Annotated in this window: 27 protein-coding genes; all 27 read left to right on the plus strand. The window is 42.6% G+C overall.

Translation table 11 applies throughout. The annotated features are described in order from the left end of the window. The first annotated feature begins 17 nt into the window (after nucleotides 1-17). The 27 genes from Ga0466249_RS09870 to Ga0466249_RS27160 all read left to right on the plus strand — a co-directional run bounded on the left by Ga0466249_RS09870 (nucleotide 18) and on the right by Ga0466249_RS27160 (nucleotide 20,337). Nucleotides 18-1,043 carry an AI-2E family transporter gene (locus Ga0466249_RS09870; protein ID WP_215829288.1) on the plus strand — a complete coding sequence of 342 codons (1,026 nt, stop codon included), beginning with the start codon at nucleotides 18-20 and terminating at the stop codon, nucleotides 1,041-1,043. A 106-nt stretch (nucleotides 1,044-1,149) separates the two neighbouring features. Next, nucleotides 1,150-3,765: an alanine--tRNA ligase gene (alaS, locus tag Ga0466249_RS09875; RefSeq protein WP_215829289.1), complete on the plus strand. Its 2,616-nt coding sequence runs from the start codon at nucleotides 1,150-1,152 to the stop codon at nucleotides 3,763-3,765. A 95-nt stretch (nucleotides 3,766-3,860) separates the two neighbouring features. Further along, entirely contained in the window at nucleotides 3,861-4,118 is a 258-nt protein-coding gene (locus Ga0466249_RS09880; protein ID WP_215829290.1) for an IreB family regulatory phosphoprotein, read from the plus strand. Between the two features lie 42 nt (nucleotides 4,119-4,160). Beyond that, nucleotides 4,161-4,577 carry a Holliday junction resolvase RuvX gene (gene ruvX, locus Ga0466249_RS09885; protein ID WP_215829291.1) on the plus strand — a complete coding sequence of 139 codons (417 nt, stop codon included), beginning with the start codon at nucleotides 4,161-4,163 and terminating at the stop codon, nucleotides 4,575-4,577. 68 nt (nucleotides 4,578-4,645) lie between these two features. Then, nucleotides 4,646-4,990: a DUF1292 domain-containing protein gene (locus Ga0466249_RS09890; RefSeq protein ID WP_215829292.1), complete on the plus strand. Its 345-nt coding sequence runs from the start codon at nucleotides 4,646-4,648 to the stop codon at nucleotides 4,988-4,990. 95 nt (nucleotides 4,991-5,085) lie between these two features. Next, entirely contained in the window at nucleotides 5,086-6,162 is a 1,077-nt protein-coding gene (mltG, locus tag Ga0466249_RS09895; RefSeq protein ID WP_246588614.1) for an endolytic transglycosylase MltG, read from the plus strand. A 1-nt stretch (nucleotide 6,163) separates the two neighbouring features. Then, entirely contained in the window at nucleotides 6,164-6,799 is a 636-nt protein-coding gene (locus Ga0466249_RS09900; RefSeq protein ID WP_215829293.1) for an O-methyltransferase, read from the plus strand. Further along, on the plus strand, nucleotides 6,792-8,012 hold the full coding sequence (locus tag Ga0466249_RS09905) for a peptidase U32 family protein (protein ID WP_215829294.1): 1,221 nt from the start codon (nucleotides 6,792-6,794) through the stop codon (nucleotides 8,010-8,012). The genes Ga0466249_RS09900 and Ga0466249_RS09905 overlap by 8 nt, the downstream gene beginning before the upstream one ends. A gap of 2 nt (nucleotides 8,013-8,014) precedes the next feature. Then, complete coding sequence (locus Ga0466249_RS09910; RefSeq protein WP_215829295.1) at nucleotides 8,015-8,212, plus strand: DUF4911 domain-containing protein; 198 nt, start codon at nucleotides 8,015-8,017, stop codon at nucleotides 8,210-8,212. Between the two features lie 41 nt (nucleotides 8,213-8,253). Next, complete coding sequence (locus tag Ga0466249_RS09915) at nucleotides 8,254-9,915, plus strand: peptidoglycan D,D-transpeptidase FtsI family protein (RefSeq protein ID WP_215829296.1); 1,662 nt, start codon at nucleotides 8,254-8,256, stop codon at nucleotides 9,913-9,915. 135 nt (nucleotides 9,916-10,050) lie between these two features. Further along, the gene (locus Ga0466249_RS09920; RefSeq protein WP_246588632.1) at nucleotides 10,051-11,130 is read left to right on the plus strand and encodes a M24 family metallopeptidase; all 1,080 of its coding nucleotides are present in this window, start codon (nucleotides 10,051-10,053) and stop codon (nucleotides 11,128-11,130) included. A gap of 11 nt (nucleotides 11,131-11,141) precedes the next feature. Next, the gene (efp, locus tag Ga0466249_RS09925; RefSeq protein WP_215829298.1) at nucleotides 11,142-11,696 is read left to right on the plus strand and encodes an elongation factor P; all 555 of its coding nucleotides are present in this window, start codon (nucleotides 11,142-11,144) and stop codon (nucleotides 11,694-11,696) included. A 103-nt stretch (nucleotides 11,697-11,799) separates the two neighbouring features. After that, nucleotides 11,800-12,210: a CD1247 N-terminal domain-containing protein gene (locus Ga0466249_RS09930; protein ID WP_312889755.1), complete on the plus strand. Its 411-nt coding sequence runs from the start codon at nucleotides 11,800-11,802 to the stop codon at nucleotides 12,208-12,210. A 106-nt stretch (nucleotides 12,211-12,316) separates the two neighbouring features. Then, nucleotides 12,317-13,297 carry a stage III sporulation protein AA gene (gene spoIIIAA / locus Ga0466249_RS09935; protein WP_215829481.1) on the plus strand — a complete coding sequence of 327 codons (981 nt, stop codon included), beginning with the start codon at nucleotides 12,317-12,319 and terminating at the stop codon, nucleotides 13,295-13,297. Further along, nucleotides 13,288-13,809, plus strand: a complete 522-nt coding sequence (spoIIIAB, locus tag Ga0466249_RS09940) for a stage III sporulation protein SpoIIIAB (RefSeq protein ID WP_215829300.1) — start codon at nucleotides 13,288-13,290, stop codon at nucleotides 13,807-13,809. The genes spoIIIAA and spoIIIAB overlap by 10 nt, the downstream gene beginning before the upstream one ends. A gap of 16 nt (nucleotides 13,810-13,825) precedes the next feature. Next, nucleotides 13,826-14,023 (plus strand): stage III sporulation protein AC, encoded by a 198-nt coding sequence (gene spoIIIAC / locus Ga0466249_RS09945; protein ID WP_215829301.1) that lies wholly within the window; start codon nucleotides 13,826-13,828, stop codon nucleotides 14,021-14,023. Between the two features lie 13 nt (nucleotides 14,024-14,036). Next, the gene (spoIIIAD, locus tag Ga0466249_RS09950) at nucleotides 14,037-14,423 is read left to right on the plus strand and encodes a stage III sporulation protein AD (protein WP_215829302.1); all 387 of its coding nucleotides are present in this window, start codon (nucleotides 14,037-14,039) and stop codon (nucleotides 14,421-14,423) included. A gap of 9 nt (nucleotides 14,424-14,432) precedes the next feature. Then, nucleotides 14,433-15,605, plus strand: coding sequence for a stage III sporulation protein AE (spoIIIAE, locus tag Ga0466249_RS09955; RefSeq protein ID WP_215829303.1), 1,173 nt, complete (start codon nucleotides 14,433-14,435; stop codon nucleotides 15,603-15,605). A 34-nt stretch (nucleotides 15,606-15,639) separates the two neighbouring features. After that, a complete protein-coding gene (spoIIIAF, locus tag Ga0466249_RS09960) occupies nucleotides 15,640-16,218 on the plus strand; it encodes a stage III sporulation protein AF (protein ID WP_215829304.1) in 579 nt (192 codons plus the stop codon). A 37-nt stretch (nucleotides 16,219-16,255) separates the two neighbouring features. Beyond that, complete coding sequence (locus Ga0466249_RS09965) at nucleotides 16,256-16,861, plus strand: SpoIIIAG-related protein (protein ID WP_215829305.1); 606 nt, start codon at nucleotides 16,256-16,258, stop codon at nucleotides 16,859-16,861. Nucleotides 16,862-16,871: 10 nt separating this feature from the next. Further along, complete coding sequence (locus Ga0466249_RS09970) at nucleotides 16,872-17,399, plus strand: SpoIIIAH-like family protein (RefSeq protein WP_246588616.1); 528 nt, start codon at nucleotides 16,872-16,874, stop codon at nucleotides 17,397-17,399. A 191-nt stretch (nucleotides 17,400-17,590) separates the two neighbouring features. Then, nucleotides 17,591-17,989, plus strand: coding sequence for an Asp23/Gls24 family envelope stress response protein (locus Ga0466249_RS09975; protein WP_215829306.1), 399 nt, complete (start codon nucleotides 17,591-17,593; stop codon nucleotides 17,987-17,989). A 14-nt stretch (nucleotides 17,990-18,003) separates the two neighbouring features. Further along, nucleotides 18,004-18,543: an alkaline shock response membrane anchor protein AmaP gene (amaP, locus tag Ga0466249_RS09980; protein WP_215829307.1), complete on the plus strand. Its 540-nt coding sequence runs from the start codon at nucleotides 18,004-18,006 to the stop codon at nucleotides 18,541-18,543. 10 nt (nucleotides 18,544-18,553) lie between these two features. Further along, nucleotides 18,554-18,781, plus strand: coding sequence for a DUF2273 domain-containing protein (locus Ga0466249_RS09985; protein ID WP_215829308.1), 228 nt, complete (start codon nucleotides 18,554-18,556; stop codon nucleotides 18,779-18,781). A gap of 15 nt (nucleotides 18,782-18,796) precedes the next feature. Further along, on the plus strand, nucleotides 18,797-19,207 hold the full coding sequence (gene nusB, locus Ga0466249_RS09990) for a transcription antitermination factor NusB (protein WP_215829309.1): 411 nt from the start codon (nucleotides 18,797-18,799) through the stop codon (nucleotides 19,205-19,207). After that, on the plus strand, nucleotides 19,204-20,163 hold the full coding sequence (locus tag Ga0466249_RS09995; RefSeq protein ID WP_215829310.1) for a Kae1-like domain-containing protein: 960 nt from the start codon (nucleotides 19,204-19,206) through the stop codon (nucleotides 20,161-20,163). The genes nusB and Ga0466249_RS09995 overlap by 4 nt, the downstream gene beginning before the upstream one ends. 42 nt (nucleotides 20,164-20,205) lie before the next feature. Then, complete coding sequence (locus tag Ga0466249_RS27160; protein ID WP_281422628.1) at nucleotides 20,206-20,337, plus strand: hypothetical protein; 132 nt, start codon at nucleotides 20,206-20,208, stop codon at nucleotides 20,335-20,337. Nucleotides 20,338-20,432 lie beyond the last annotated feature (95 nt).

Consider the following 20,432-nt stretch of genomic DNA (forward strand, 5'->3'; position numbering starts at 1 on the left):
TGTCGAGGTGAACTTTTTTGCTGCTGACGAGAAAAGGGTTGGTCTATCTTTTGCTAATAATGATAGTAGGCAGCGCGGGGATCTTCTTGTGGCTTGTACGCCGAGCGTTGTACCCCTTTTTTTTAGCTTGTATCATTGCTTATTTGCTGCATCCTGTTACTCGGACTTTTCAGGCACGAGGCATGAAACGGTTGACGGCAATTTTGCTTGCCTATTTAGTGGCTTTCGGGTTCGTGGCTTTCTTCTGTTTGGAAATTTTACCGCTTATGCTTGCTGATTTGCAGGAATTTTCTCAAATGCTTCCAGCTATGATTCAAAAGAGCGAAAATATTATTGGGCAGATGGGAGATCATTACCAAAGCTTGTCACTTCCATTGCTTTTTAGGCAGCAAGTGGATGAAGCACTTTTGCTTTTTCAGTATGATTTAACGGCTGGACTGGCAGATTTGGCTAGTTTGGCTATTGGCATGTTTCGCTATGCCATTGGTATTCTCATCAGTCCCATATTGGCTTTTTATTTGTTATATGACTGGGATCATATCAAAGATGCGTTGGTACTTATTGTTCCACGGTCAGGTCGCAGACAGGTGATTACGCTGATAAAAGATTTGGACGATGTTCTTGGCGGTGTTGTGCGGGGGCAATTGCTTGTAGCTGTTTTTGTTGGCTTATGTGTGACAGGCTGTTTACTCTATCTTCATGTCCCCTATGCTTTGCTGATTGGTTTTGTGGCAGGCACTCTAGATATTATTCCTTATTTTGGGGCTATCTTAGGAGCTGTGCCTGCTGTGACTGTGGCTCTTTTAACGTCACCTGCCGTGGCGCTCAAAGTGGGCGTTTTGTTTTTTATTATTCATCAGTTAGAAGGAACGATCATTGGTCCTAAAATATTAGGCGACAGTGTGGGACTTCATCCTTTGCTAGTGATTTTTTGTCTCTTTGCGGGGGGAGAATTATTTGGTGTGAGCGGTATGCTTCTTGCTGTACCGATTGCAGCTATTTTAAAGGTTTGTTTACACCATCTCATTGGAGTTATTATTTAGGTACTAGCCGTTCTGAATGTTGTACATAGTCCTCCAATTATTGACATGGAAAGCTATATTATGTATAATTTTTAAGATAGGCCAAAGAATGTGGAGGTAGATAACGTTGACGGGGAATGAACTTCGGCGAAAATTTTTAGCCTTTTTTAAGAGCAAAGGGCATCTAATTTTAGATAGCCATTCTTTAATTCCAGAGAATGATCCAACTTTATTATTAATTGGTGCGGGCATGGCACCGTTTAAACCTTTTTTTACCGGGAAAATGCAGCCGCCTCATCGGCGTGTTTCGACGTGTCAAAAATGTGTTCGTACAGGTGATATAGAAAATGTCGGTCGTACAGCAAGGCATCAGACTTTTTTTGAGATGCTTGGCAATTTTTCTTTTGGTGATTATTTTAAAAAAGAAGCCATTACTTGGGCTTGGGAATTTCTCACTCAGGTAATTGAACTCCCGGCAGACAAGTTATGGGTAACCATCCATACGGAGGATGATGAAGCCTTTGCGATTTGGGTGAATGAAGTGGGTTTTCCTGCTGAACGAATTGTTCGGCTGGAAGATAATTTTTGGGAAATCGGGACAGGTCCCTGTGGTCCTTGTTCAGAGATTTATATTGATTTAGGTGAGGAACGCGGTTGCGGCAGTGATACGTGCGGTGTGGGCTGTGACTGTGATCGTTATCTGGAAATCTGGAATCTTGTTTTTACACAATTTAATCGTGATGAAGCGGGCAATTATACACCGCTTGCTCACAAAAATATTGATACAGGGGCAGGCCTGGAACGAATTGCTTCTGTTTTGCAGAATAAGCCAAGCAATTTTGAGACGGATTTGCTATTTCCTATTATTGAGTATACGATGAAACTTGGGCAGCTTACTTATGGACAGTCTGCTAATACGGATGTGTCACTGAAAGTGATTGCTGATCATGCTCGTAGTATGACTATTATGGTAGCGGACGGTATTTTGCCTTCTAATGAAGGTCGTGGTTATGTACTGCGCCGGATTTTACGCCGTGCTGTGCGGCATGCGAGACTACTTGGCATCCATCAGCCTTTTTTAGCTGGAGCAGTCGATACGGCGATAGAGATCTTTCATGAGGCCTATCCCGAACTTCAGGAACAAGCAGCTTATATTAAGCGTATCATTGAACTAGAAGAAAAACGGTTTGATGAGACACTTCAGCAAGGTACGGAATTATTAAATAAAGAGATTGTTGAACTGAGAAACGCCGGTAAGAAGGTGCTAGCAGGTGAAACGGCCTTTAAGCTGTACGATACATTTGGATTTCCTTGGGAACTTACGAATGAAATTCTTTCTGAAGCGGGTATCACTTTAGACAAAGAAGCTTTTGATGCTTCCATGCATCAGCAGCGTGACCGGGCGCGCAAGGCGCGACAGGAATCAAGTGAGCAAATGCTTATTCCTGATCTTTCGAGACTTGTTGACACCAAGCTTTCAGCCGATGCTACAGTAAAACAATCATCAAGTGTTTTGCTTTTGAAAGATGGTAAGGTTGTGACAGAAGCCCGCGATGGCGACGATGTGGCCATTATCTTAGCTGTTACGCCTTTTTATGCTGAAGGTGGCGGCCAAGTGGGCGATTCTGGTGTAATGATAGCTCAAACTGGCCGCGCTATCATTACAAATGCAAAAAAATTACCAGACGGTACGATTTATCATATGGGTCATATTGTCGAGGGCCAGATTGAAACGGGGCAATTAATGGAAGTGACTGTCGATGAGGAGCGGCATTTTGCTTGCGCACGCAATCACACAGCCACACATATTTTGCAATCCGTTTTACGCGAGGTACTCGGAACACATGTGAAGCAGTCGGGGTCTTTTGTTGGCCCTGATCGTTTGCGCTTCGATTTTTCCCATTTTTCCGCTGTTACAGTCGAGGAACTGGAACGAATTGAAACCCTTGTCAATGAGGCTGTTCTGGCCGATCATGTTGTTGATAAAATGGAAACAACCTTGGAAGAAGCCAAGAAACTAGGTGCCATTGCTTTGTTTGGTGAAAAATATGGTGACCGTGTTCGTGTCATTACTGTCGAGGGCGTTAGCCGTGAGTTTTGTGGTGGCAGTCATATTGATCATACGTCGCAAATCGGATTTTTTCGCATCATCGCTGAAACGGGTATCGGGTCAGGATTAAGAAGAATTGAAGCGGTTACAGGCAAAGCGGCACTGGAGCTTGCGGTCCAAGAAAGAAAGTCTTTACAAGAGGCTGCAGCACTACTGAAAGCTCGTCCAGAAGAAGTGAACAGTAAACTAGCGTCACTTCTTGAGCATGTGAAGGGTTTGGAGCATGAACTTGTGGCAGCACAGAAGAAATTAGCTGGTTCTGTTGTCGATGATTTACTTAAAAATATTCAACAAATTGGTACTGCTCAGGTTGTTGTTGAGGAAGTTGTTGCCAAGGATATGGATGAATTACGATCTATGGCTGATTTAGTACGGGATCATATAAGCTTTGGCGCAGTCGTTCTTGGTGCAGTGAATGGTGAGAAGGTAAATTTTGTGGCCATGACGACAGGTACGGCAGCTAAGAAGCTGTTGCATGCCGGTAACATTGTGAAAGAAGCTGCTAAGGTAGCAGGCGGTGGTGGCGGTGGCCGTCCGGATATGGCGCAGGCTGGCGGTAAAAATCCGGAGAAAATTGCCGCTGCTTTGGGAAAGGCGCAAGAAATGATTGTTTCACAGCTAGCCAAAGCATAAGGATTAGCTTTTTTGCTACGATAACAGGAAAAATTGCTTGATTATCGAATATAGTGAAATAGACAGGAAATAATATCTCGAGAGGAGGATGCTTCATGACAAAAGTATCTGATCAGACGATGATGTTTCAGGTGGATGCGGAAGAAAAAAATGCCGCAGCTGTCATACTTAACACGGTTTATCAAGCATTAAAAGAAAAGGGCTATAACCCGATTAATCAAATGGTTGGCTATCTTATTTCGGGGGATCCGACTTATATTACTAGTTACAATAATGCCAGAGGGCTGATTCGTCAGCTTGAACGAGATGAACTACTGGAAGAACTCGTTCGTTCTTATTTGAAAGCAGAGTAAGGGATTTTTTGAGCGATTATTGGTTATCTTAATGGAGGGTTTATGAGAATTATCGGGTTGGATGTGGGAGATCGGACCATCGGTGTTGCGGTGAGTGATCTATTAGGATGGACGGCGCAAGGCGTAGAGGTCATTCGCCGAAAAAATACGGATCTCGATTTTGAGCGCTTAGCCGAACTCATAGATCAATATGAGGTGGAAAACGTCCTCATTGGTTGGCCAAAAAATATGAATGGTACCATTGGACCGCGTTGCGAGAAGGTCCAGGCGTTTGCAGATGAATTCAAGCTTCGGTTTCCTGCTCAGAAAATAATTCTTTGGGATGAAAGGCTATCTACTGTTGCAGCGGCGAAATCGCTTATTGCTGCTGATGTGAGTCGAGCTAAGCGTAAAAAGGTGATTGATAAAATGGCAGCTGTGTTTATTTTGCAAGGCTATCTCGATAGTCATATGCGGTAATTCTTTCCTTGACAGGGGATTTTTTCTAGGATACACTAGCATTACATTTGAAATAAGAGGTGAATAGGATGTCTGATTTTGACAAGGAAGATATGGAAAATACCGAAGAAGAAGAACTCGTTGTCGTTATGACTGATGAAGAAGGCAACGAATTCTATTATCGTGAAGACATGATTATCCCGGTTGAAGATAAGCGTTATGCAATACTCGTGCCCATTAGTATCGATGAAGACTGTGATTGTGGTTGCGGCAATGAGGACTGTGATTGCAGCGATGAACCCGATGTTTTCATTGCACGTATTGACATGGATGAAAAAGGCGAAGAGGTTTATGTTGATCCTACTGACGAAGAATTTGAACAAGTCCGTGTTGCTTATGAAACGTTAATGGATGAAGAAGAAGCAGGCGAATAAACTGTAAAGTAAGAAAAAGGAAGTCTTATTAAGTAAGGCTTCTTTTTTTTTGCTTAAATTGCGTGTATAATAGAATCACATTGAGAGGTGATGAAATGACAAAAATACCTAAAATACCTAAAATATTGCAAATGCCAAAAATGCCAAACATAGCGCAAATAACATATTTTGGAAAATATTTACACTTAAGATGGTTATTGCCGCTTATAATAGGGATTTTTCTTGTCTTTTTTATGATTTATGAGTTTGCTGCTACGCCTGTAGCAGCAGTAGCAAATTCGGAAGTGAATGTAACGATTAAACAAGGTATGACAAGTGACGAGATCGGTCAGGTGCTTTATGACAAGGGCCTTTTTCCTAGTGCCATGATTTTTCGTTTATATGCACGAATGTACGGACTGGAACATTCGCTGCAAGCGGGTGATTATCTTTTTAACAAGGACATGACGATTCGTCATATGGTGGACATGATGGCTCGCGGCGAAACAGCGAGTCGGACGCTACTCGTTCCTGAAGGCTATACGATTGATCAAATCGCGCAGCTTGTGGAGAAGACCAAAATTGGGAAGGCCCAAATGTTTAAACAACTGGCGGTAAATTATGCTCCCTATGACGATATGGTGTCTTCTGCTGATGTGACTTATAAGGCAGAAGGCTATCTGTTTCCAGCGACTTATCAATTCTCCAGTGGTGTAACAGAACAGCAGGTACTGGATGCTATGACAACACAGTTCCATAATCGCTTTACATCGGAGATGGTCTCGCGTGCTGCTGAAGAGGGTCTCTCTGTCCGTCAAGTGGTGATACTCGCTTCTCTTGTTGAGAAGGAAGCGCAGAAAGAGGCGGATCGCTCGGTTATAGCTGGCGTATTTTTAAATCGATTAAGACAAGCTATGCCACTTCAATCTTGTGCGACCATTCAGTATATCTTAGGTTATCCGAAAGCGGAATTGTCTGTGCAGGATACAGAGCTTCCTTCACCTTATAATACGTATCAACATAACGGGTTGCCGCCTGGGCCGATTGCGAATCCCGGAATGGCATCCATTATGGCTGTGCTTTATCCAGCTCAAACGGATTATTTATATTTTGTAGCAGATAAGCAGGGAGCCCATCATTTTAGTAAAACATATGAGGAACATTTACTGGCAATTCAGCAGGTGACGCAATAATATGAGACAAGAACTATTAGAAAAGATGAAAGAATTTGCCTTATTACACAATGTGCCTATTTTGCGTGAACCCAGTACGGTTGTTTTGACGGAGGCTGCTCATAGCAAATGCCCTACAAGGGTGCTTGAAATTGGGACAGCCATTGGGTATTCCAGTTTGCTTATTGCAAGTGAGATGCAGCCACACGGGCAGATTATTAGCATTGATATTGACGAAGAAAGACAAAAAATTGCGCGGCAGTTTTTTACTCAATCTGAACTTACCGTGACTCTAGAACTTTTACTGGGAGATGCGAACGCATTGATTGGTGGGCTTACGGGTTGTTTTGATTTTGTGTTCATTGATGCTGCCAAGGGGCAATATGTTAATTATCTGAAGGCCTTGTTGCCCCATCTTGAAACAGGCGCAGTGATTGTGGCTGATAATGTATTATTTCGTGGCTGGGTTAAAGGGGGCGTAAAGCCGCCTCGGCGCTATCGGACGATTGTGAAGCGTCTCAGGGAATATTTGGCGATTGTGAATGGTACTGACCAATTTCAGACCAAGCTTTATGATGTTGGCGATGGGGTGGCTGTGTCTCGCTATTTAGGTTCTGCTCAGAAGGGAGCTGTTCGACAAGGTGATGACAATGAATAAACCGGAATTATTGGCTCCTGTAGGGAGCTTTGAAAAATTAGAGATGGCTCTTGCTTATGGTGCTGATGCCGTTTATTTTGGCGGCAAGGCTTTTGGCCTTAGGGCTTTTAGTGATAATTTTAATGATGAAGAAATGGTAAAAGCGTTGAATTATGTGCATAGTAAAGGGAAAAAAGCCTATGTGACTGTTAATATTTTTCCTCATAATGAAGATATAGATAGGTTGCCTGACTATCTCCGCTTTTTAGATCAGGCTCAGGCTGATGCCATTCTTTTATCAGATCTTGGCGTGTATCGTTTGGCCCGTGACGTTGCACCGAATTTGCCCATTCATATTAGTACACAGGCCAACAATACGAATTGGTCTTCTGTAAAGATGTGGGAAGAGCTGGGTGCATCTCGTGTTGTGCTTGCGCGTGAACTGTCGTTGGCTGAAATTAAAGGGATTCATTCGAAAGTTCATGTTGAACTGGAAACCTTTGTCCATGGGGCCATGTGCATTTCCTATTCAGGGCGTTGTTTATTAAGTAATTATTTGAGTGGTCGTGATTCTAATCGTGGTGCCTGCAGCCAGTCCTGTCGCTGGAAGTATTCATTAGTAGAAGAGAAACGGCCCAATGAATATTATCCTATTGTCGAAGATGAGCGGGGAACGTATCTATTTAACTCGAAGGATTTATGTTTACTGCCTTATTTACCTGAATTAATGCAAGCGGGGATTTCCAGTTTAAAAGTGGAAGGCCGCATGAAAAGTGTTCATTATGTAGCCACGGTCATTAAAGCTTATCGCGAGGCTATTGACAGTTATTACGAAAATCCGGCAGCTTTTACGGTGAAACAAGAATGGCTTGAAGAACTGAATAAAGTATCGCATCGGGCTTATACGACAGGATTTTACTTTAATAAAACAAGGGCGAGTGACCAGATATATGGTACAAGCAGTTATAGTCAAACGCATGATTTTGTTGGCCTCGTATTGTCTTATGATGCGAAGCGGCGCGTTGCTCTCATTGAACAGCGCAACAATATGAAGGTGGGTGAAACCATTGAAATTGCACAGCCGGGTCAGCTTCCTTTTACGCAGGTTATTGAAAGCATGACAAATGAAGCGGGCGAGAGTATTATCGTGGCACCTCATCCCCAGCAACAGATTACGATGCCTATGAAAAATCCTGTTGTACCTTATGCCATGCTGCGACGCAGGGGGGGCTAACCATGTTTGATGCTGTATTTGCTCTTGTTCATCCCCGGGATATTAATTTTTTGAATCGTATTATGGAAAGCTATGAATATCTGGGTGTTGTCACCAATGTGGGTAAAAAGGGGCTTGTGATGATTCGAACAACACCTGATACGTATCAGGAAGTTCTGGATATTTTGCTGACTCTACCGATTCAGGTAGACATCGTATAACAAAGTCCGTTTAGAAGCCATACTATCATGGAGGTGATGGTATGGCTTCTATTTTGGCGCGCCTAAGAAAGGTGTGTAGTTTATTTTTGTTTTTGACATTCTTATTAGTATGCAGACTGGTATTTTTACAGATCATTGACGGAGCGGATTTGGCGCGGGAAGGATTGAGTGGCCGAGTTCAGGAGGCTTCTGGAAAAGAAGAACGTGGATTGATTTTTGATCGAAATAATCAGTTACTGACAAATCGCGATTTTACTTATCATATTATGGTCTTTCCGTCACCCAGTTTGAAAGCTGAAGCAATAAAAGAGGAGCTTGAAAGCGTTCTTTCAGATAAGGAGTTGGCTGAGGTAGTGGCACTTACGCAGGCTAAGCAGCCAAGTAGGTCGTCTTTTGCTGTGACGGAAGATGTAATGCACTATATTAATGTTGAGGCTCATCAAACCGGTATTATGGTTGTCAAAGAAAGCATTCGTTATAGTCCGGAGAATCTGGCAACACATGTCATTGGCTATACCAATGCTGACAATCACGGTGTCAGTGGTGTTGAAGCGCTTTATGATGACTTTTTGAGTAGCCAGCGAGTGAAATATTTGGCAGCGCTTGTTGATGCGAGTGCCCAGGTTATTCCGGGGCTGGGTTATAAAGAATTGAATCGGGGCGTGGGCGGGGAACCAAGTAATCTCATTTTGACTCTTGATTTGGATAAACAGCGAAAAGTTGAGAAGCTGGCTGACAAGTATTTGAAGAAAGGTGCCGTCGTTGTCATGGAACCGACAACAGGTGAAATACTTGCCCTTGTATCACGGCCAAATTATGATAACAATCACGTGGCCGAAATATTGCATCAAGCAAGTTCGCCGCTCTTAAACCGTGCTGTAGCCGCTTTTCAGCCTGGATCAGTTTTTAAATTAGTTGTGGCTGCTGCAGCGCTTGAACAAGGGATTGTAAGACCTGAGCAGATGTTTTATGATCATGGATACATTGATATTAATCACGTGCGGTTTAACGGCTGGGATGTTGAACAAAGTCCTCGTGGCTGGATTACTTTTCAAGATGCCTTGGCGTATTCGAGTAATCCTGTTTTTATTGAAGTGGGGCAAAAATTGGGGGCTAAGTCGCTCTTGTCTTATGCTCATAAATTGGGATTTGGTGAGCTTACAAAATTGAATTTTGATGGTGAAGTGGCGGGAAATTTACCTGCTGCTGATCAGGTATTTCCAGCGGATTTGGCGAATTTATCCATCGGACAAGGTAGCTGTGAAACGACGCCTTTGCAAATGGCAGCACTTGTTGCCACGATTTGTAATGACGGCATCAAGGTCGAGCCAAGTCTTGTTAAAAAAATCGTATCAAGCCAAGGAACTGTTTTGAAACAAAATAATATACCTAAGGAAAATCGTGTTTTATCAAAAGCAACGTGTAAGCAACTGAAGAATATGATGACTTCAGTGACGCAGTATGGCACAGGTCAAGCTGCAAATATTCCGGACTTTGGTTCGGCAGGCAAGACAGGTTCGGCAGAGACAGGACGGCTGGACAGTCAAGGAAACAGTATTAATCATGCCTGGTTTGCTGGATATGCACCGCTTAATCATCCTCAGTATGTTGTGGTTGTCTTTGTGGAAGAAGGGCATTCTGGCAGTGACGTTGCCGCTCCCTTATTTCAAGACGTTACGGCAAGTTTGCTGGGTAAATCGTAATGAAGAGCAGTTTTACCGATGGAATGCAAAGAATATTCTGGTCAAATAGGCATATCTATGCTAGAATTAAACAGTTAATATGGTTAAAAGGGAGTTAATTAGTACTTGATCCAGCGAATAGCTGATTCAGGGGAGATGGTGAAATTGAAATCAAAATTAGCACGGTCTAAAGCCTTGCTTGACAAATATGACGTCCAGGCTGTTCTTGTTACGAAACCCGAAAACCGATTGTATTGGAGTGGCTTTTCAGGCTCGGCTGGTTCCCTTGTTTTATTAGCAGATCAAGGAGCTCTGTTTACTGATTTTCGTTATATTGAGCAGGCAACGAAGCAGGCACCTGATTTTGAAATTGTTCGTCAGGGTTCTGATTTCTGGGAGTCTCTAGCTCTTTGGCTAAAAAGTCACGGCATTCAACGGCTAGCCTTTGAAAAAGATTTTTTTACTGTAGAGTTATATGAGAAATTTCGGCAAGCAGCGCCCTTTCTTGTGCTGTGTCCCGTGAAGCTTGATGTGTGGCGTAGGGTGAAGGACGAAGCTGAGCTGGCTCTCATAACTAAGGCTGTTGAAATTGCGGATCGGGCTTTTGAGCAGATTTTGCCTGTCATTCGACCTGGTACGACGGAACTTTCTGTTGCAGTTGAACTTGAGCATGCCATGCGTAAGCTTGGCTCCATGAAGCCAGCATTTGATACCATTGTGGCGTCTGGTATACGCGGCTCGCTGCCTCATGCTCAGCCGACGAAGCGTGAGCTTCAATTGGGCGACTTTGTTACCATGGATTTTGGAGCTGTCTATGAAGGATATCATTCTGATATTACACGTACCGTCTGTGTGGGTAGGGCCACTGATAAACAAAAAGAGCTCTATGCGACAGTCCTGTCCGCTCAGCTTGCAGGTATTGCTGCAGTAAAGGCAGGTAGTGCCTGCGATGCAATCGATGGTGTAGCGAGAAGCATGATTGAGTCTGCCGGATATGGTGAATATTTTGGTCATGGTTTGGGCCATTCTGTCGGGCTTTTTATTCATGAAGAACCGCGTTTGTCGCCAACATGTAACACTATTTTGGCAGAAAATATGGTTGTTACAGTGGAACCAGGTATTTATGTGCCAGGTTTTGGTGGAGTACGTATTGAAGATCTTGTTGTCGTTTCTTGTGCCGGGTGTAAAATACTCACAGCCAGTCGCAAAGAACTCATAGAATTGGATTGTAATTAGGAGGAAAAGCCATGATTTCATCAAATGATTTTCGAACAGGTGTAACAATTGAATTGGATAATTCCGTATGGCAAGTCGTCGATTTTCAGCACGTTAAACCAGGTAAAGGGGCCGCTTTTGTGCGGGCTAAATTGAAGAACGTCAAAACAGGTGCTGTTGTTGAACGAACATTTAATGCAGGTGAAAAAGTTCCGAAAGCGCATATTGACCAGAGGGACATGCAGTATCTTTATGAAAGTGATGGCTATATTTTCATGGATAATGAAACGTATGATCAAGTTACTCTTACAGCGGAACAATTAGGCGACAGTAAAAATTTCTTAAAAGAAAATATGAACATTAGTGTTATGTTCTTCCAAGGTCTTGTTATTGGCGTTGACATGCCAAATGCAGTAGAATTGGCTGTTGTTGAAACAGACCCTGGCATCCGTGGTGATACGGCAACAGGTGGGAACAAACCAGCTACCCTAGAAACAGGCTATGTTGTAAAGGTTCCATTATTTATTAATATTGGCGATGTTTTGAGAATTGACACGCGTACGGGTAATTATATTGAACGCGCTTAATTAAACGAATTCTAGCCCCTTTTTACTTATTTTTTTGTGACAAACGGGAATAATAACCCTACGTTGCGAAGACAAGTAAAAGGGGGTTTTATTTTTGGGCTTTGTGAAAGAAAAGGTAGCTTATCTTCATGGCTTGACAAAAGGACTGGAAGTGAATGAACAATCATCAGAAGGCAAATTGCTTGTGAACATTATTGATGTCTTAGATGATTTTGCGGAAGAATTTGAAAGTATAACAGATGCGCATGAGGATTTGGAAGAGTATGTCACAACGATTGATGAGGACTTAACGGAATTGGAAGACGAGGTTTACGAAGATTCCAGTTGTCCTGACGATGACTATGTAGAAGTAGAGTGCCCCACGTGTCATGACCAAGTGGCATTTGAGGCAGATGTTCTTCATGACGACAAGGATTTAGAAATTACTTGTCCAAGTTGCGGTACTGTAGTTTATGAATCTGTTTATGAAGGTGATGATACGAGAGACAGGTATTATGATGATCCCGGTCTATAGCGTGAGCACGTAGAAATCTCGGCGAATAGCCGGGATTTTTTTTGTCATAAAGGAGTTGTCTTTTTCATAGCTATGTAAAGAAAGGGGAAAGGAGAAGGTGGACGAGATGTGTAAGCAGTTTCGACAGACTATTTTTCCTGTACTGACGCCGCGTCTTGTTCGTGCTTTGGCGATTCTGCCTCATTCTCTTCTTTTGGATATTACGGAAATACGACTGCGTGTTGGTCAAAAACCGCTCGTTGTTTGTGGAGAAAAAGATTTTTTTCTGGCAGATGTACAAGAAAAAAATCCTTCACCTGTAACAATGGAAGAAATTCAAGCCATACTCTGTCTTATGAGTCAAAATTCTTTATATGCTTTTTCAGAACAAGTAAAACGGGGGTTTCTTACGATCCAGGGCGGACATCGAATTGGTTTAACGGGACAAGCAATTGTTATGGATCAGGCTGTTTCGACATTAACCTCCATTAGTTCCCTCAACATTCGTATTGCCCGTGAAGTTCAAGGCTGTGCATCAGGTGTCCTTCCATATTTGTTTTATGAGCAGCGGCTCAATAATGCTTTGATTATCTCACCGCCTCGTTGCGGAAAAACGACACTACTTCGTGATATTGCCAGACAGCTAAGCACGGGTATAGATCAGCTAGGGCTACCGGGTAAACAAGTAGGACTTGTTGATGAACGGTCGGAAATTGCTGCTTGCGTGCAAGGTGTTCCAACTGTAGCTTTGGGACCTCGTCTCGATGTGCTTGATTGCTGCCCCAAGGCGATTGGTATGATGATGCTCATCCGGTCTATGGCACCCGATGTGATTATTACAGATGAACTGGGTCGTGAGGAAGATGCGGCAGCTATTGCTGAAGCCATTCATGCGGGCGTAGCCGTAATTACGAGTGTTCATGGAACAGGGCCGGATGATATCCTTTATCGTCCTCATATTGGTTCGTTACTTAAAAATCATTACTTTGATATTTATATTGTGCTTAGTGATCAGCCTGCGCCAGGTACAGTTATTCAGATTATTTCAGGTAAGACAGGAAAAATCTTCTTGTCAAAGGATGCTAGAGGGGTGAAAGTATGTGGCTGAAATGCGTAGGGTGCCTATTGATTATCGTGGCAGGTAGTGCCTTGGGTTTCCGTTATGCCAATCGGTATGAAGAGCGGCTGCAACAAATTAAGCTGCTAACGAGTTGTCTGACGACGCTTGAATCCTATATTGAGCATGTAGCCATGCCACTTACGCAGGCTTTTATACAGATTGTTCAGGGACTGGAAGGACCGATTGCGGAGTTATTTATGAAAACAGCATTAGCCATGGAGCACTCACGTCAGTTAAGTCCTGTGGACGCCTTGGAAGAAAATTTTGAGCGTCTTAAGAATGATATCAGGCTGGAACAGCCGGAACAGGAGCTTTTACTTTTGTTAGTGACAAAGCTTACTGTCATTAATCCGAAGGGACATTCGGCTTATTTTGCCATGACGCTGAAACAATTGCAAGATATTGAAGAACAGGCTAGGCAAAATCAAGCTGTGAATGTGAAAATGTTTCGTTACTTAGGCATTTGTGGCAGCCTCATACTTGTCATTTTGTTGTTGTAAGAAAGGAGAGAAACCTGTGGGACTAGAGATTCTGTTTAAAATTGCGGGTGTTGGTATCCTTGTCTCTGTTTTTCATACGGCGCTTAAACAGGCCGGTAAGGAAGATATGGCGCAAGTCTGTACTTTAGCAGGGTTTGCTCTTGTTCTGCTTTGGGTTGTACAGCTCTTAGGACGGTTATTTACGACTGTTCAAGATGTATTCAAGCTGTTCTAAAGAGGTGTCAGGCATGGATATTATTCAAGTTGTCGGGCTGGGTTTCGTTGTTACTTTGCTTAGTTTAATTATTAAAAGTCAGAAACCGGAATTGGCTGTGCAGTTAAGTCTTACCTTGGCTGTGGTGATTTTTCTCTTTGTTCTAACAAAAATTAGTCTTGTTATTACATTGTTTCAGGATTTGGCTGACAAAGCAAATGTGAGTCCTCTGTATTTCAATACGATTCTCAAAGTTATTGGTATTGCCTATGTCACTGAATTTGGTGCTCAGATTTGTCGTGATGCTGGCGAGGGGGCTGTGGCTGGAAAAATCGAATTTGCCGGGAAAGTACTTATTGTAGTGATGGCGGTGCCTGTGCTGGCGTTGGTCCTAGATACGATTGTCAAATTAATTCCTTGAGGTGAGCCGATGAAAATCTGGGCAGGTGTCCTCCTTGTACTGCTTTGGAGCACAGGTGTTGTGTGGGCGAACAATCCGGACGAGACTCTTGGTGCATCTAATCTTGTTCAGCCTTTATTTGACAAATTATCTGTCAATGAAGTCAATGAGTATATTCATCAAGTGAATGGGGAAATGGATGCAAATATTCCCGAATTAAATGGTAACACGGCCCTTCAGTTTGCGACGCAGGGATTTCCCCTGAATTTGCATGATTTTGGAAAAATGATTTATGTAAAATTTATGAAAGAGTGGCTGCAAACGGTTCATTTATTAGGAGAACTTCTAATACTTGCCGTATTATGTGCATTATTACAGAACCTGCAAAATTCTTTTGCAAAGTCAGAAATTGCGCTGCTTTCCTATGGGGTTTGTTTTGCTTTTATGACAGTCTTGGCACTTCATGCATTCTCAGTTGTCCTTGTTATTGCTAAAACAACAGTGGAAACGATGGTCAGCTTTATGGAAGCCCTCCTGCCTGTGCTGCTTTCTCTTTTAGCGGGTGTTGGCGCTTTTACATCAGCAGCTCTTTTTACGCCGCTTATGCTATTTATCGTCAATGTCGTTAGTTCTTTAACAAAAGATATTGTTCTGCCGTTGTTATTTTTGACGGCTGTGCTCGAATGTGTCAATTATCTGTCTGATCACTATCAATTAACCAATTTAGCAAGTCTTTTAAAACAGTCGGCTATGGTTGTTCTTGGATTCGTTTTTGTTGTTTTTGTCGGAATTGTTACTATTCAAGGCATAGCTGGCAGTGTGACAGACGGTGTAACGTTGCGTACAGCCAAGTTTGCCACAGCAACGTTTATTCCTGTTGTGGGGAAAATGTTTGCTGATACAGTGGAAGTGGTTATGGGAGCCTCCATGTTACTTAAAAATGGGATTGGCATTTTTGGAGTGTTTGTCATTATTACACTGTGCATTCTGCCGCTTGTTAAAATGTTATCGCTTATTATTACAATTAAACTGGCTGGTGCTCTTGTAGAACCACTTGGTGATGAAAAAATGGCCCAATGTTTAAATGGGATGGGTAATAATTTACTTCTTGTGTTTGGTGCCGTTCTTGTTGTTACGTTGATGTTTTTTCTGGTAATAACGATGATTATTAGCACAGGAAATATGACTTTAGCGCTTCCTTAGTTGGAATCATAACGATGGGAAGGAGAGGTTAGCAGTGATTGCGGCACTTACGGGGTGGATTAAAGGAATTATTTATATTGTTTTATTTGCAGCTTTTCTGGAATTTTTATTACCAAGCGGACAGATGCGAAAATTTATCCGTGTGATTATTGGGCTTTTTATAATGCTGGCTGTTTTAAATCCGATTGTTACGGTTTTAAGTCGTGGGCAACCAGACGAATTATTACCAACTTGGCGTGATTTGGGCAGAGAAGATAGGAAAAGTAAGGGGGCGTCAGCGGAGGAGTTAGTAACGATGGAGCAAGAAATGACAAGGAATGTATATAAAAAAGAACTGTCTAGGCAAATCCGCGCTGTTGTTATGACCATCGCTGGCGTAGGAGATGCCCAAGTTACGGTAGACCTTGAGCAAGCCAAATCAAATCAAAAGAACGGGGCCATTCGTGTTGTCACGATTACTCTTCAAAAACGCGGCCCGACAGACATTACGCCTGTGGTAATTGGTCATGCTGTGCCTGAAGATACAGGTCCTAGTGAAGAATTGAAAGCCAAGGTGGTGCGTACAGTAGGCGAAACAGTTCAGTTGTCACAGCAAAAAATTATTGTACAATAATTTTTTGCTGTCAAAGCAGATGAATGGAGGCGTTTTTATGCGTGCAGAGTTAACGGAAAAAATAAAAAGTAATACAATTCGGCGCTATCTTGATTATTTTCGGCAGAATGTCAAGCTTGTTGCCATTGGCATAGTAGGGATTTTACTTGTTATTGCAGGCGGATTTTTTGACGGAAAGACCCACGAAACTCTGCCTGCAATCCCCTTAACCGATGCGGCCAAGGTACCGGCGAATATGCCACAACGTAGTGTAGAGGAAGCACTAGAGGTTAAACTTGCCAATTTACTGGCACAAGTAAAAGGAGCGGGTTCTGTGGCTGTCAATGTAACGCTAGAAAGTAGTGCCGCAACTGATTTCGCTAAAAATGTCACAAAGGAGAACAAGACCATTCAAGAAAATGATAATGCAGGTGGCATTCGGACTACAACAGAAAGTAAGGAAAGTGAACAAATTTTAATGGGGAAGGAAAATGGTGTGGATAAACCCGTTATGGTGAGTGAAACCAAGCCTGTTATTAAAGGGGTACTTGTTATTGCCGAAGGCGCAACAGACTCAACTGTAAAAAGCAATTTGACTAAAGCTGTTGAAACAGGACTCGGAGTGGCGGCTTATAAAGTAACGGTTTTACCCCAGAGAAAGTGAGGAGAATGAAATGATTGTAACGGTGGCACGTGCTGTACGCACTCGAATACTACTATTTTTTGCAGCTTTTGTTGTTATGGTTTTATGTATTGGTGGATGGCTTTTTACGCAGCATTCAAGTACCATGGATCGCTCCAAGGCTCTTCAGGTTACAACGACGGCACCCCATGATGCCCTTGAGCTTGCAGCAAGTCCGGATTTTTTTATCGAATATCGTTTGGAACGCGATAAGGTGCGCAGTGAGCGTTCTGATGTACTGCGTGAGATTATTAAAAACTCCAAAAATTACAATGCCCGTCTTAAGGCTCAAGATACGGTATTAAAGATGGTTCAAGACAAACAGCGGGAACTAGAAATTGAAAATATGATTAAGTCCCGCGGTTTTAGCGATGCTCTTGTTTTTATTCGTGACGACTCGATTAGCGCTGTTGTAAAGGGGGCGACGCTTTCACGCGATGAAGTGCTCAAAGTAGCTGAGATTATTCATCAAGTCGCAGGGGTGAAAGTTGAGGATATTAATATTAGTGCCAAACCATAATGACAGTTCGGATTTTTTCCAGCCTTAGGCAGGCTGTTTTTTTTTATACCCCGCTAATGGCAGAAATTTAGATGAAGTTATTCGCTAAAGAATAGTAAAGTGGACAGGACTTTGGTATAATAGTAAAGTCATATATTATAAGTTCTTTACATACATACAAAGTAGTTCGGTATTTTGCCTAAATTGGAGGGATGAATTCCTTGGAAAAAAATGATAAAGTCTCAGCTGATGTTGGCACCATTCGGATTGCCGATGAAGTCGTTGGCATTGTTGCAGGTCTCGCAGCAACGGAAATACCTGGTGTGGCTGGCATGAGTGCGGGCCTTGTTGGCGGTATTGCTGAGATGCTAGGGAAGAAAAATCTGTCTAAAGGCGTAAAAGTCGAGGTCGGCGAGAAAGAAGCCGCTGTTGATTTGTATATCATCGTTGAGTACGGCGTTCGAATTCCTGATGTAGCCCTAAAAGTGCAAGAAAACGTGAAGAGGGCCATTGAATCCATGACAGGCCTTGATGTTGTTGAAGTGAATATTCATGTACAAGGTGTCGGTTTTGTAAATGAGAGTAAAGAAGAAGATATTCGCGTTCGCTAAAGAAAGGAGTCAATATGAAAATCATTGATCTTGTTATTTTGTCGATTTATACCTTTTTATTGACTTTCTTAGGACTTGGCGTTGTGCTTCTTGCCTTTAATCTCCTTCCTTTGGAATGGGTATGGACAAGTATAACCTATCTTGTCGGCCAGTGGGAAGTGGGGCTAATTGGCCTATTGTTTATGCTCATTAGTTTGCGATTATTCTTGGCAAGTCTTCGATTCCGGAAAAATCATGAGACAATTATTACCCATACGGACCAGGGAGATATTCATATTACCGTGACTGCCATAGAAAATTTTGTGGAAAAAACAGCCCGTTATACGCGTGGAGTTCGCGCGGTCAAGGTAAATGTGCAAAAAAAAGGCAATGTCTTAAAGGTTATTGTCAAAGCTGTAGTTAGTCCTGAAAGTCATGTGCCCACCGTTGGCAGTGAAATGCAAAAACGTATTGCTGAGATGATGAAAAATACAGTAGGTGTTGAGCTTTCTGATATTGAAATTCTTGTTGAGAATATTTCCAATGAATTTAAAGCCAAACAGCGCGTAGAATAAGAGGTGTGCGATGAATAATAAATTATTGGAGGAAATCTGGCAACAGCACAGCGGAAAGATTACGGGTGCGTTCATTGGATTTTTTTGTGGTGTTTTTATTCTGCTTTTTGGATTTCTTCACACCTTGTTTGTTGTTGTCTGTTCAATTGTTGGCTATGTTATTGGTAAACGTATGGATGAAAAAGAAGATATTATGGATATTTTGGATCGGTTATTGCCACCAGGATATCATCGGTAAAGAAAGAGGTAATGTATGAGTCGTAGAATTGCACGAGAACTTGCTTTACAGGCATTGTTCCAACTTGATTTTAATGAAATAACACCTGAAGAGGCCTTAATAAATGTTTGTAATGAACGAAAGAATGTTTCGGCTCAGTCGATGGACTATGCCCGCATTCTTCTAGTCGGTACATTAGACAAAAAAACAGTCATTGATGAAGTGATTACAACCCTTTCGAAAGATTGGAAAATTGATCGTATGCCTGGTGTGGATCGCAATATTGTCCGTATGGCTTTGTTCGAAATGGATTATGGGACAGAAGAATTGTCGCCAGGTGTCATTATCAACGAGGCTGTTGAACTTGCCAAGGCTTTTGCTACAGAGGAGTCAAGCAAATTTGTTAATGGAATACTGGGGTCTCTTGTAAAGCAGCGAGCTAAATGAAACTATTTCTGGGGATGGATACAAGCTGTTACACAACATCTGTAGCTGTTATGGATGAACAAGCCTGCCTGGTTGCGCAAAAACGGAAACTGCTCTGTGTTTCTCCGGGAAAACGGGGACTGGCTCAATCAGAAATGGTTTTCCAGCATACACGCAATCTGCCGCAGCTGTTTCATGAAGTTATTCAGAAAATACCGAGGCCCTTTTTTCAGTCCGTAGGGGTATCCACCTGTCCAAGACCTGTGGCTGATTCTTATATGCCAGCCTTTTTAGTTGGCAAGGGTTATGCTGAAGTGATTGCACTCAGTCAAGGTATTTCCTGTCATGGACTAAGTCATCAGGAAAATCATATTTATGCGGGGCTTTGGTCTGTCGGAAAAAGACTGGCTAATGAGTTTTTAGCGCTGCATGTCTCGGGTGGGACGACAGAGCTTGTCAAGGTGGAGCGCACAGGTCCGTTCTTGAAACTGACGCTGCTTGCTGCTACAACGGATATTTCTGCCGGTCAGCTGATTGATCGCATGGGCGTGAAACTTACCCTGCCTTTTCCAGCTGGACCTCAGTTGGAAAAACTTGCGGCTACTTCACAAATAACATTTAAAATTGGCGACCTACCTATCGCTTTTCATGATGGCAGGCTGAGTTTTTCAGGGCCTGAAACGCATCTTACTCAATTGATTGCCAAAGGTCAGGATTCTGCCGATATTGCTTGTCGTACGCAATGGATTGTTGCTGAAACATTAAGCAGGCTGCTTGATCGTGCTATGAAGGACACGGGGCTTACGGATGTTTTGCTTGTTGGGGGCGTCATGAGCAATCAATTTCTGCGGGCCTATTTAGTTCGTGCAGCAGCAAAGGTCCATTGGCATAGTCAGTTGTTTTTTGCTAAACAGGAATTTAGTTCGGATCATGCCGTAGGTGCAGCCTATTTTTCACTTTTACAGCACCACTCTTGATAGGCTAGCATAAAATGTAGCAAAAAGAGTGGGGGGCTTTTGATGTTACTCTATGTTTTGCTTGGTGCTGCTGCTGGCGTGCTTATTGGTCATTTGATTCCGCCTGGTTATTTCTTCTGGTTTATTGCCGGGGCAGTGGGGGGCTTTTTATTACAGAAGTATCATCGTTATTAATGTGCCTGTTCAGACATTATTTACGTCTGTTTTTTTTTGTTTTACTGTTATGTCATAGAGATATAGGGAAAAACGTCTTACAACGTTTGTGCGAG

It is taken from the genome of Pelorhabdus rhamnosifermentans (assembly GCF_018835585.1).
GTDB classification, from domain to species: domain Bacteria; phylum Bacillota; class Negativicutes; order UMGS1260; family UMGS1260; genus Pelorhabdus; species Pelorhabdus rhamnosifermentans.

Excerpts from the sequence above, each read along its gene's own strand:
- mltG (WP_246588614.1), top strand. The coding sequence starts at position 5,086 with ATGACAAAAATACCTAAAATACCTAAAATATTGCAAATGCCAAAAATG.
- Ga0466249_RS09975 (WP_215829306.1), top strand. The coding sequence starts at position 17,591 with ATGAATTCCTTGGAAAAAAATGATAAAGTCTCAGCTGATGTTGGCACC.
- Ga0466249_RS09970 (WP_246588616.1), top strand. The coding sequence starts at position 16,872 with ATGATTGTAACGGTGGCACGTGCTGTACGCACTCGAATACTACTATTT.
- Ga0466249_RS09995 (WP_215829310.1), top strand. The coding sequence starts at position 19,204 with ATGAAACTATTTCTGGGGATGGATACAAGCTGTTACACAACATCTGTA.
- Ga0466249_RS09880 (WP_215829290.1), top strand. The coding sequence starts at position 3,861 with ATGACAAAAGTATCTGATCAGACGATGATGTTTCAGGTGGATGCGGAA.
- spoIIIAE (WP_215829303.1), top strand. The coding sequence starts at position 14,433 with ATGAAAATCTGGGCAGGTGTCCTCCTTGTACTGCTTTGGAGCACAGGT.
- nusB (WP_215829309.1), top strand. The coding sequence starts at position 18,797 with ATGAGTCGTAGAATTGCACGAGAACTTGCTTTACAGGCATTGTTCCAA.
- Ga0466249_RS09910 (WP_215829295.1), top strand. The coding sequence starts at position 8,015 with ATGTTTGATGCTGTATTTGCTCTTGTTCATCCCCGGGATATTAATTTT.
- Ga0466249_RS09985 (WP_215829308.1), top strand. The coding sequence starts at position 18,554 with ATGAATAATAAATTATTGGAGGAAATCTGGCAACAGCACAGCGGAAAG.
- Ga0466249_RS09915 (WP_215829296.1), top strand. The coding sequence starts at position 8,254 with ATGGCTTCTATTTTGGCGCGCCTAAGAAAGGTGTGTAGTTTATTTTTG.
- Ga0466249_RS09965 (WP_215829305.1), top strand. The coding sequence starts at position 16,256 with ATGCGTGCAGAGTTAACGGAAAAAATAAAAAGTAATACAATTCGGCGC.
- Ga0466249_RS09900 (WP_215829293.1), top strand. The coding sequence starts at position 6,164 with ATGAGACAAGAACTATTAGAAAAGATGAAAGAATTTGCCTTATTACAC.
- Ga0466249_RS09905 (WP_215829294.1), top strand. The coding sequence starts at position 6,792 with ATGAATAAACCGGAATTATTGGCTCCTGTAGGGAGCTTTGAAAAATTA.
- Ga0466249_RS27160 (WP_281422628.1), top strand. The coding sequence starts at position 20,206 with ATGTTACTCTATGTTTTGCTTGGTGCTGCTGCTGGCGTGCTTATTGGT.
- spoIIIAB (WP_215829300.1), top strand. The coding sequence starts at position 13,288 with ATGTGGCTGAAATGCGTAGGGTGCCTATTGATTATCGTGGCAGGTAGT.
- amaP (WP_215829307.1), top strand. The coding sequence starts at position 18,004 with ATGAAAATCATTGATCTTGTTATTTTGTCGATTTATACCTTTTTATTG.
- Ga0466249_RS09890 (WP_215829292.1), top strand. The coding sequence starts at position 4,646 with ATGTCTGATTTTGACAAGGAAGATATGGAAAATACCGAAGAAGAAGAA.
- spoIIIAD (WP_215829302.1), top strand. The coding sequence starts at position 14,037 with ATGGATATTATTCAAGTTGTCGGGCTGGGTTTCGTTGTTACTTTGCTT.
- efp (WP_215829298.1), top strand. The coding sequence starts at position 11,142 with ATGATTTCATCAAATGATTTTCGAACAGGTGTAACAATTGAATTGGAT.
- ruvX (WP_215829291.1), top strand. The coding sequence starts at position 4,161 with ATGAGAATTATCGGGTTGGATGTGGGAGATCGGACCATCGGTGTTGCG.
- spoIIIAA (WP_215829481.1), top strand. The coding sequence starts at position 12,317 with ATGTGTAAGCAGTTTCGACAGACTATTTTTCCTGTACTGACGCCGCGT.
- Ga0466249_RS09920 (WP_246588632.1), top strand. The coding sequence starts at position 10,051 with ATGGTGAAATTGAAATCAAAATTAGCACGGTCTAAAGCCTTGCTTGAC.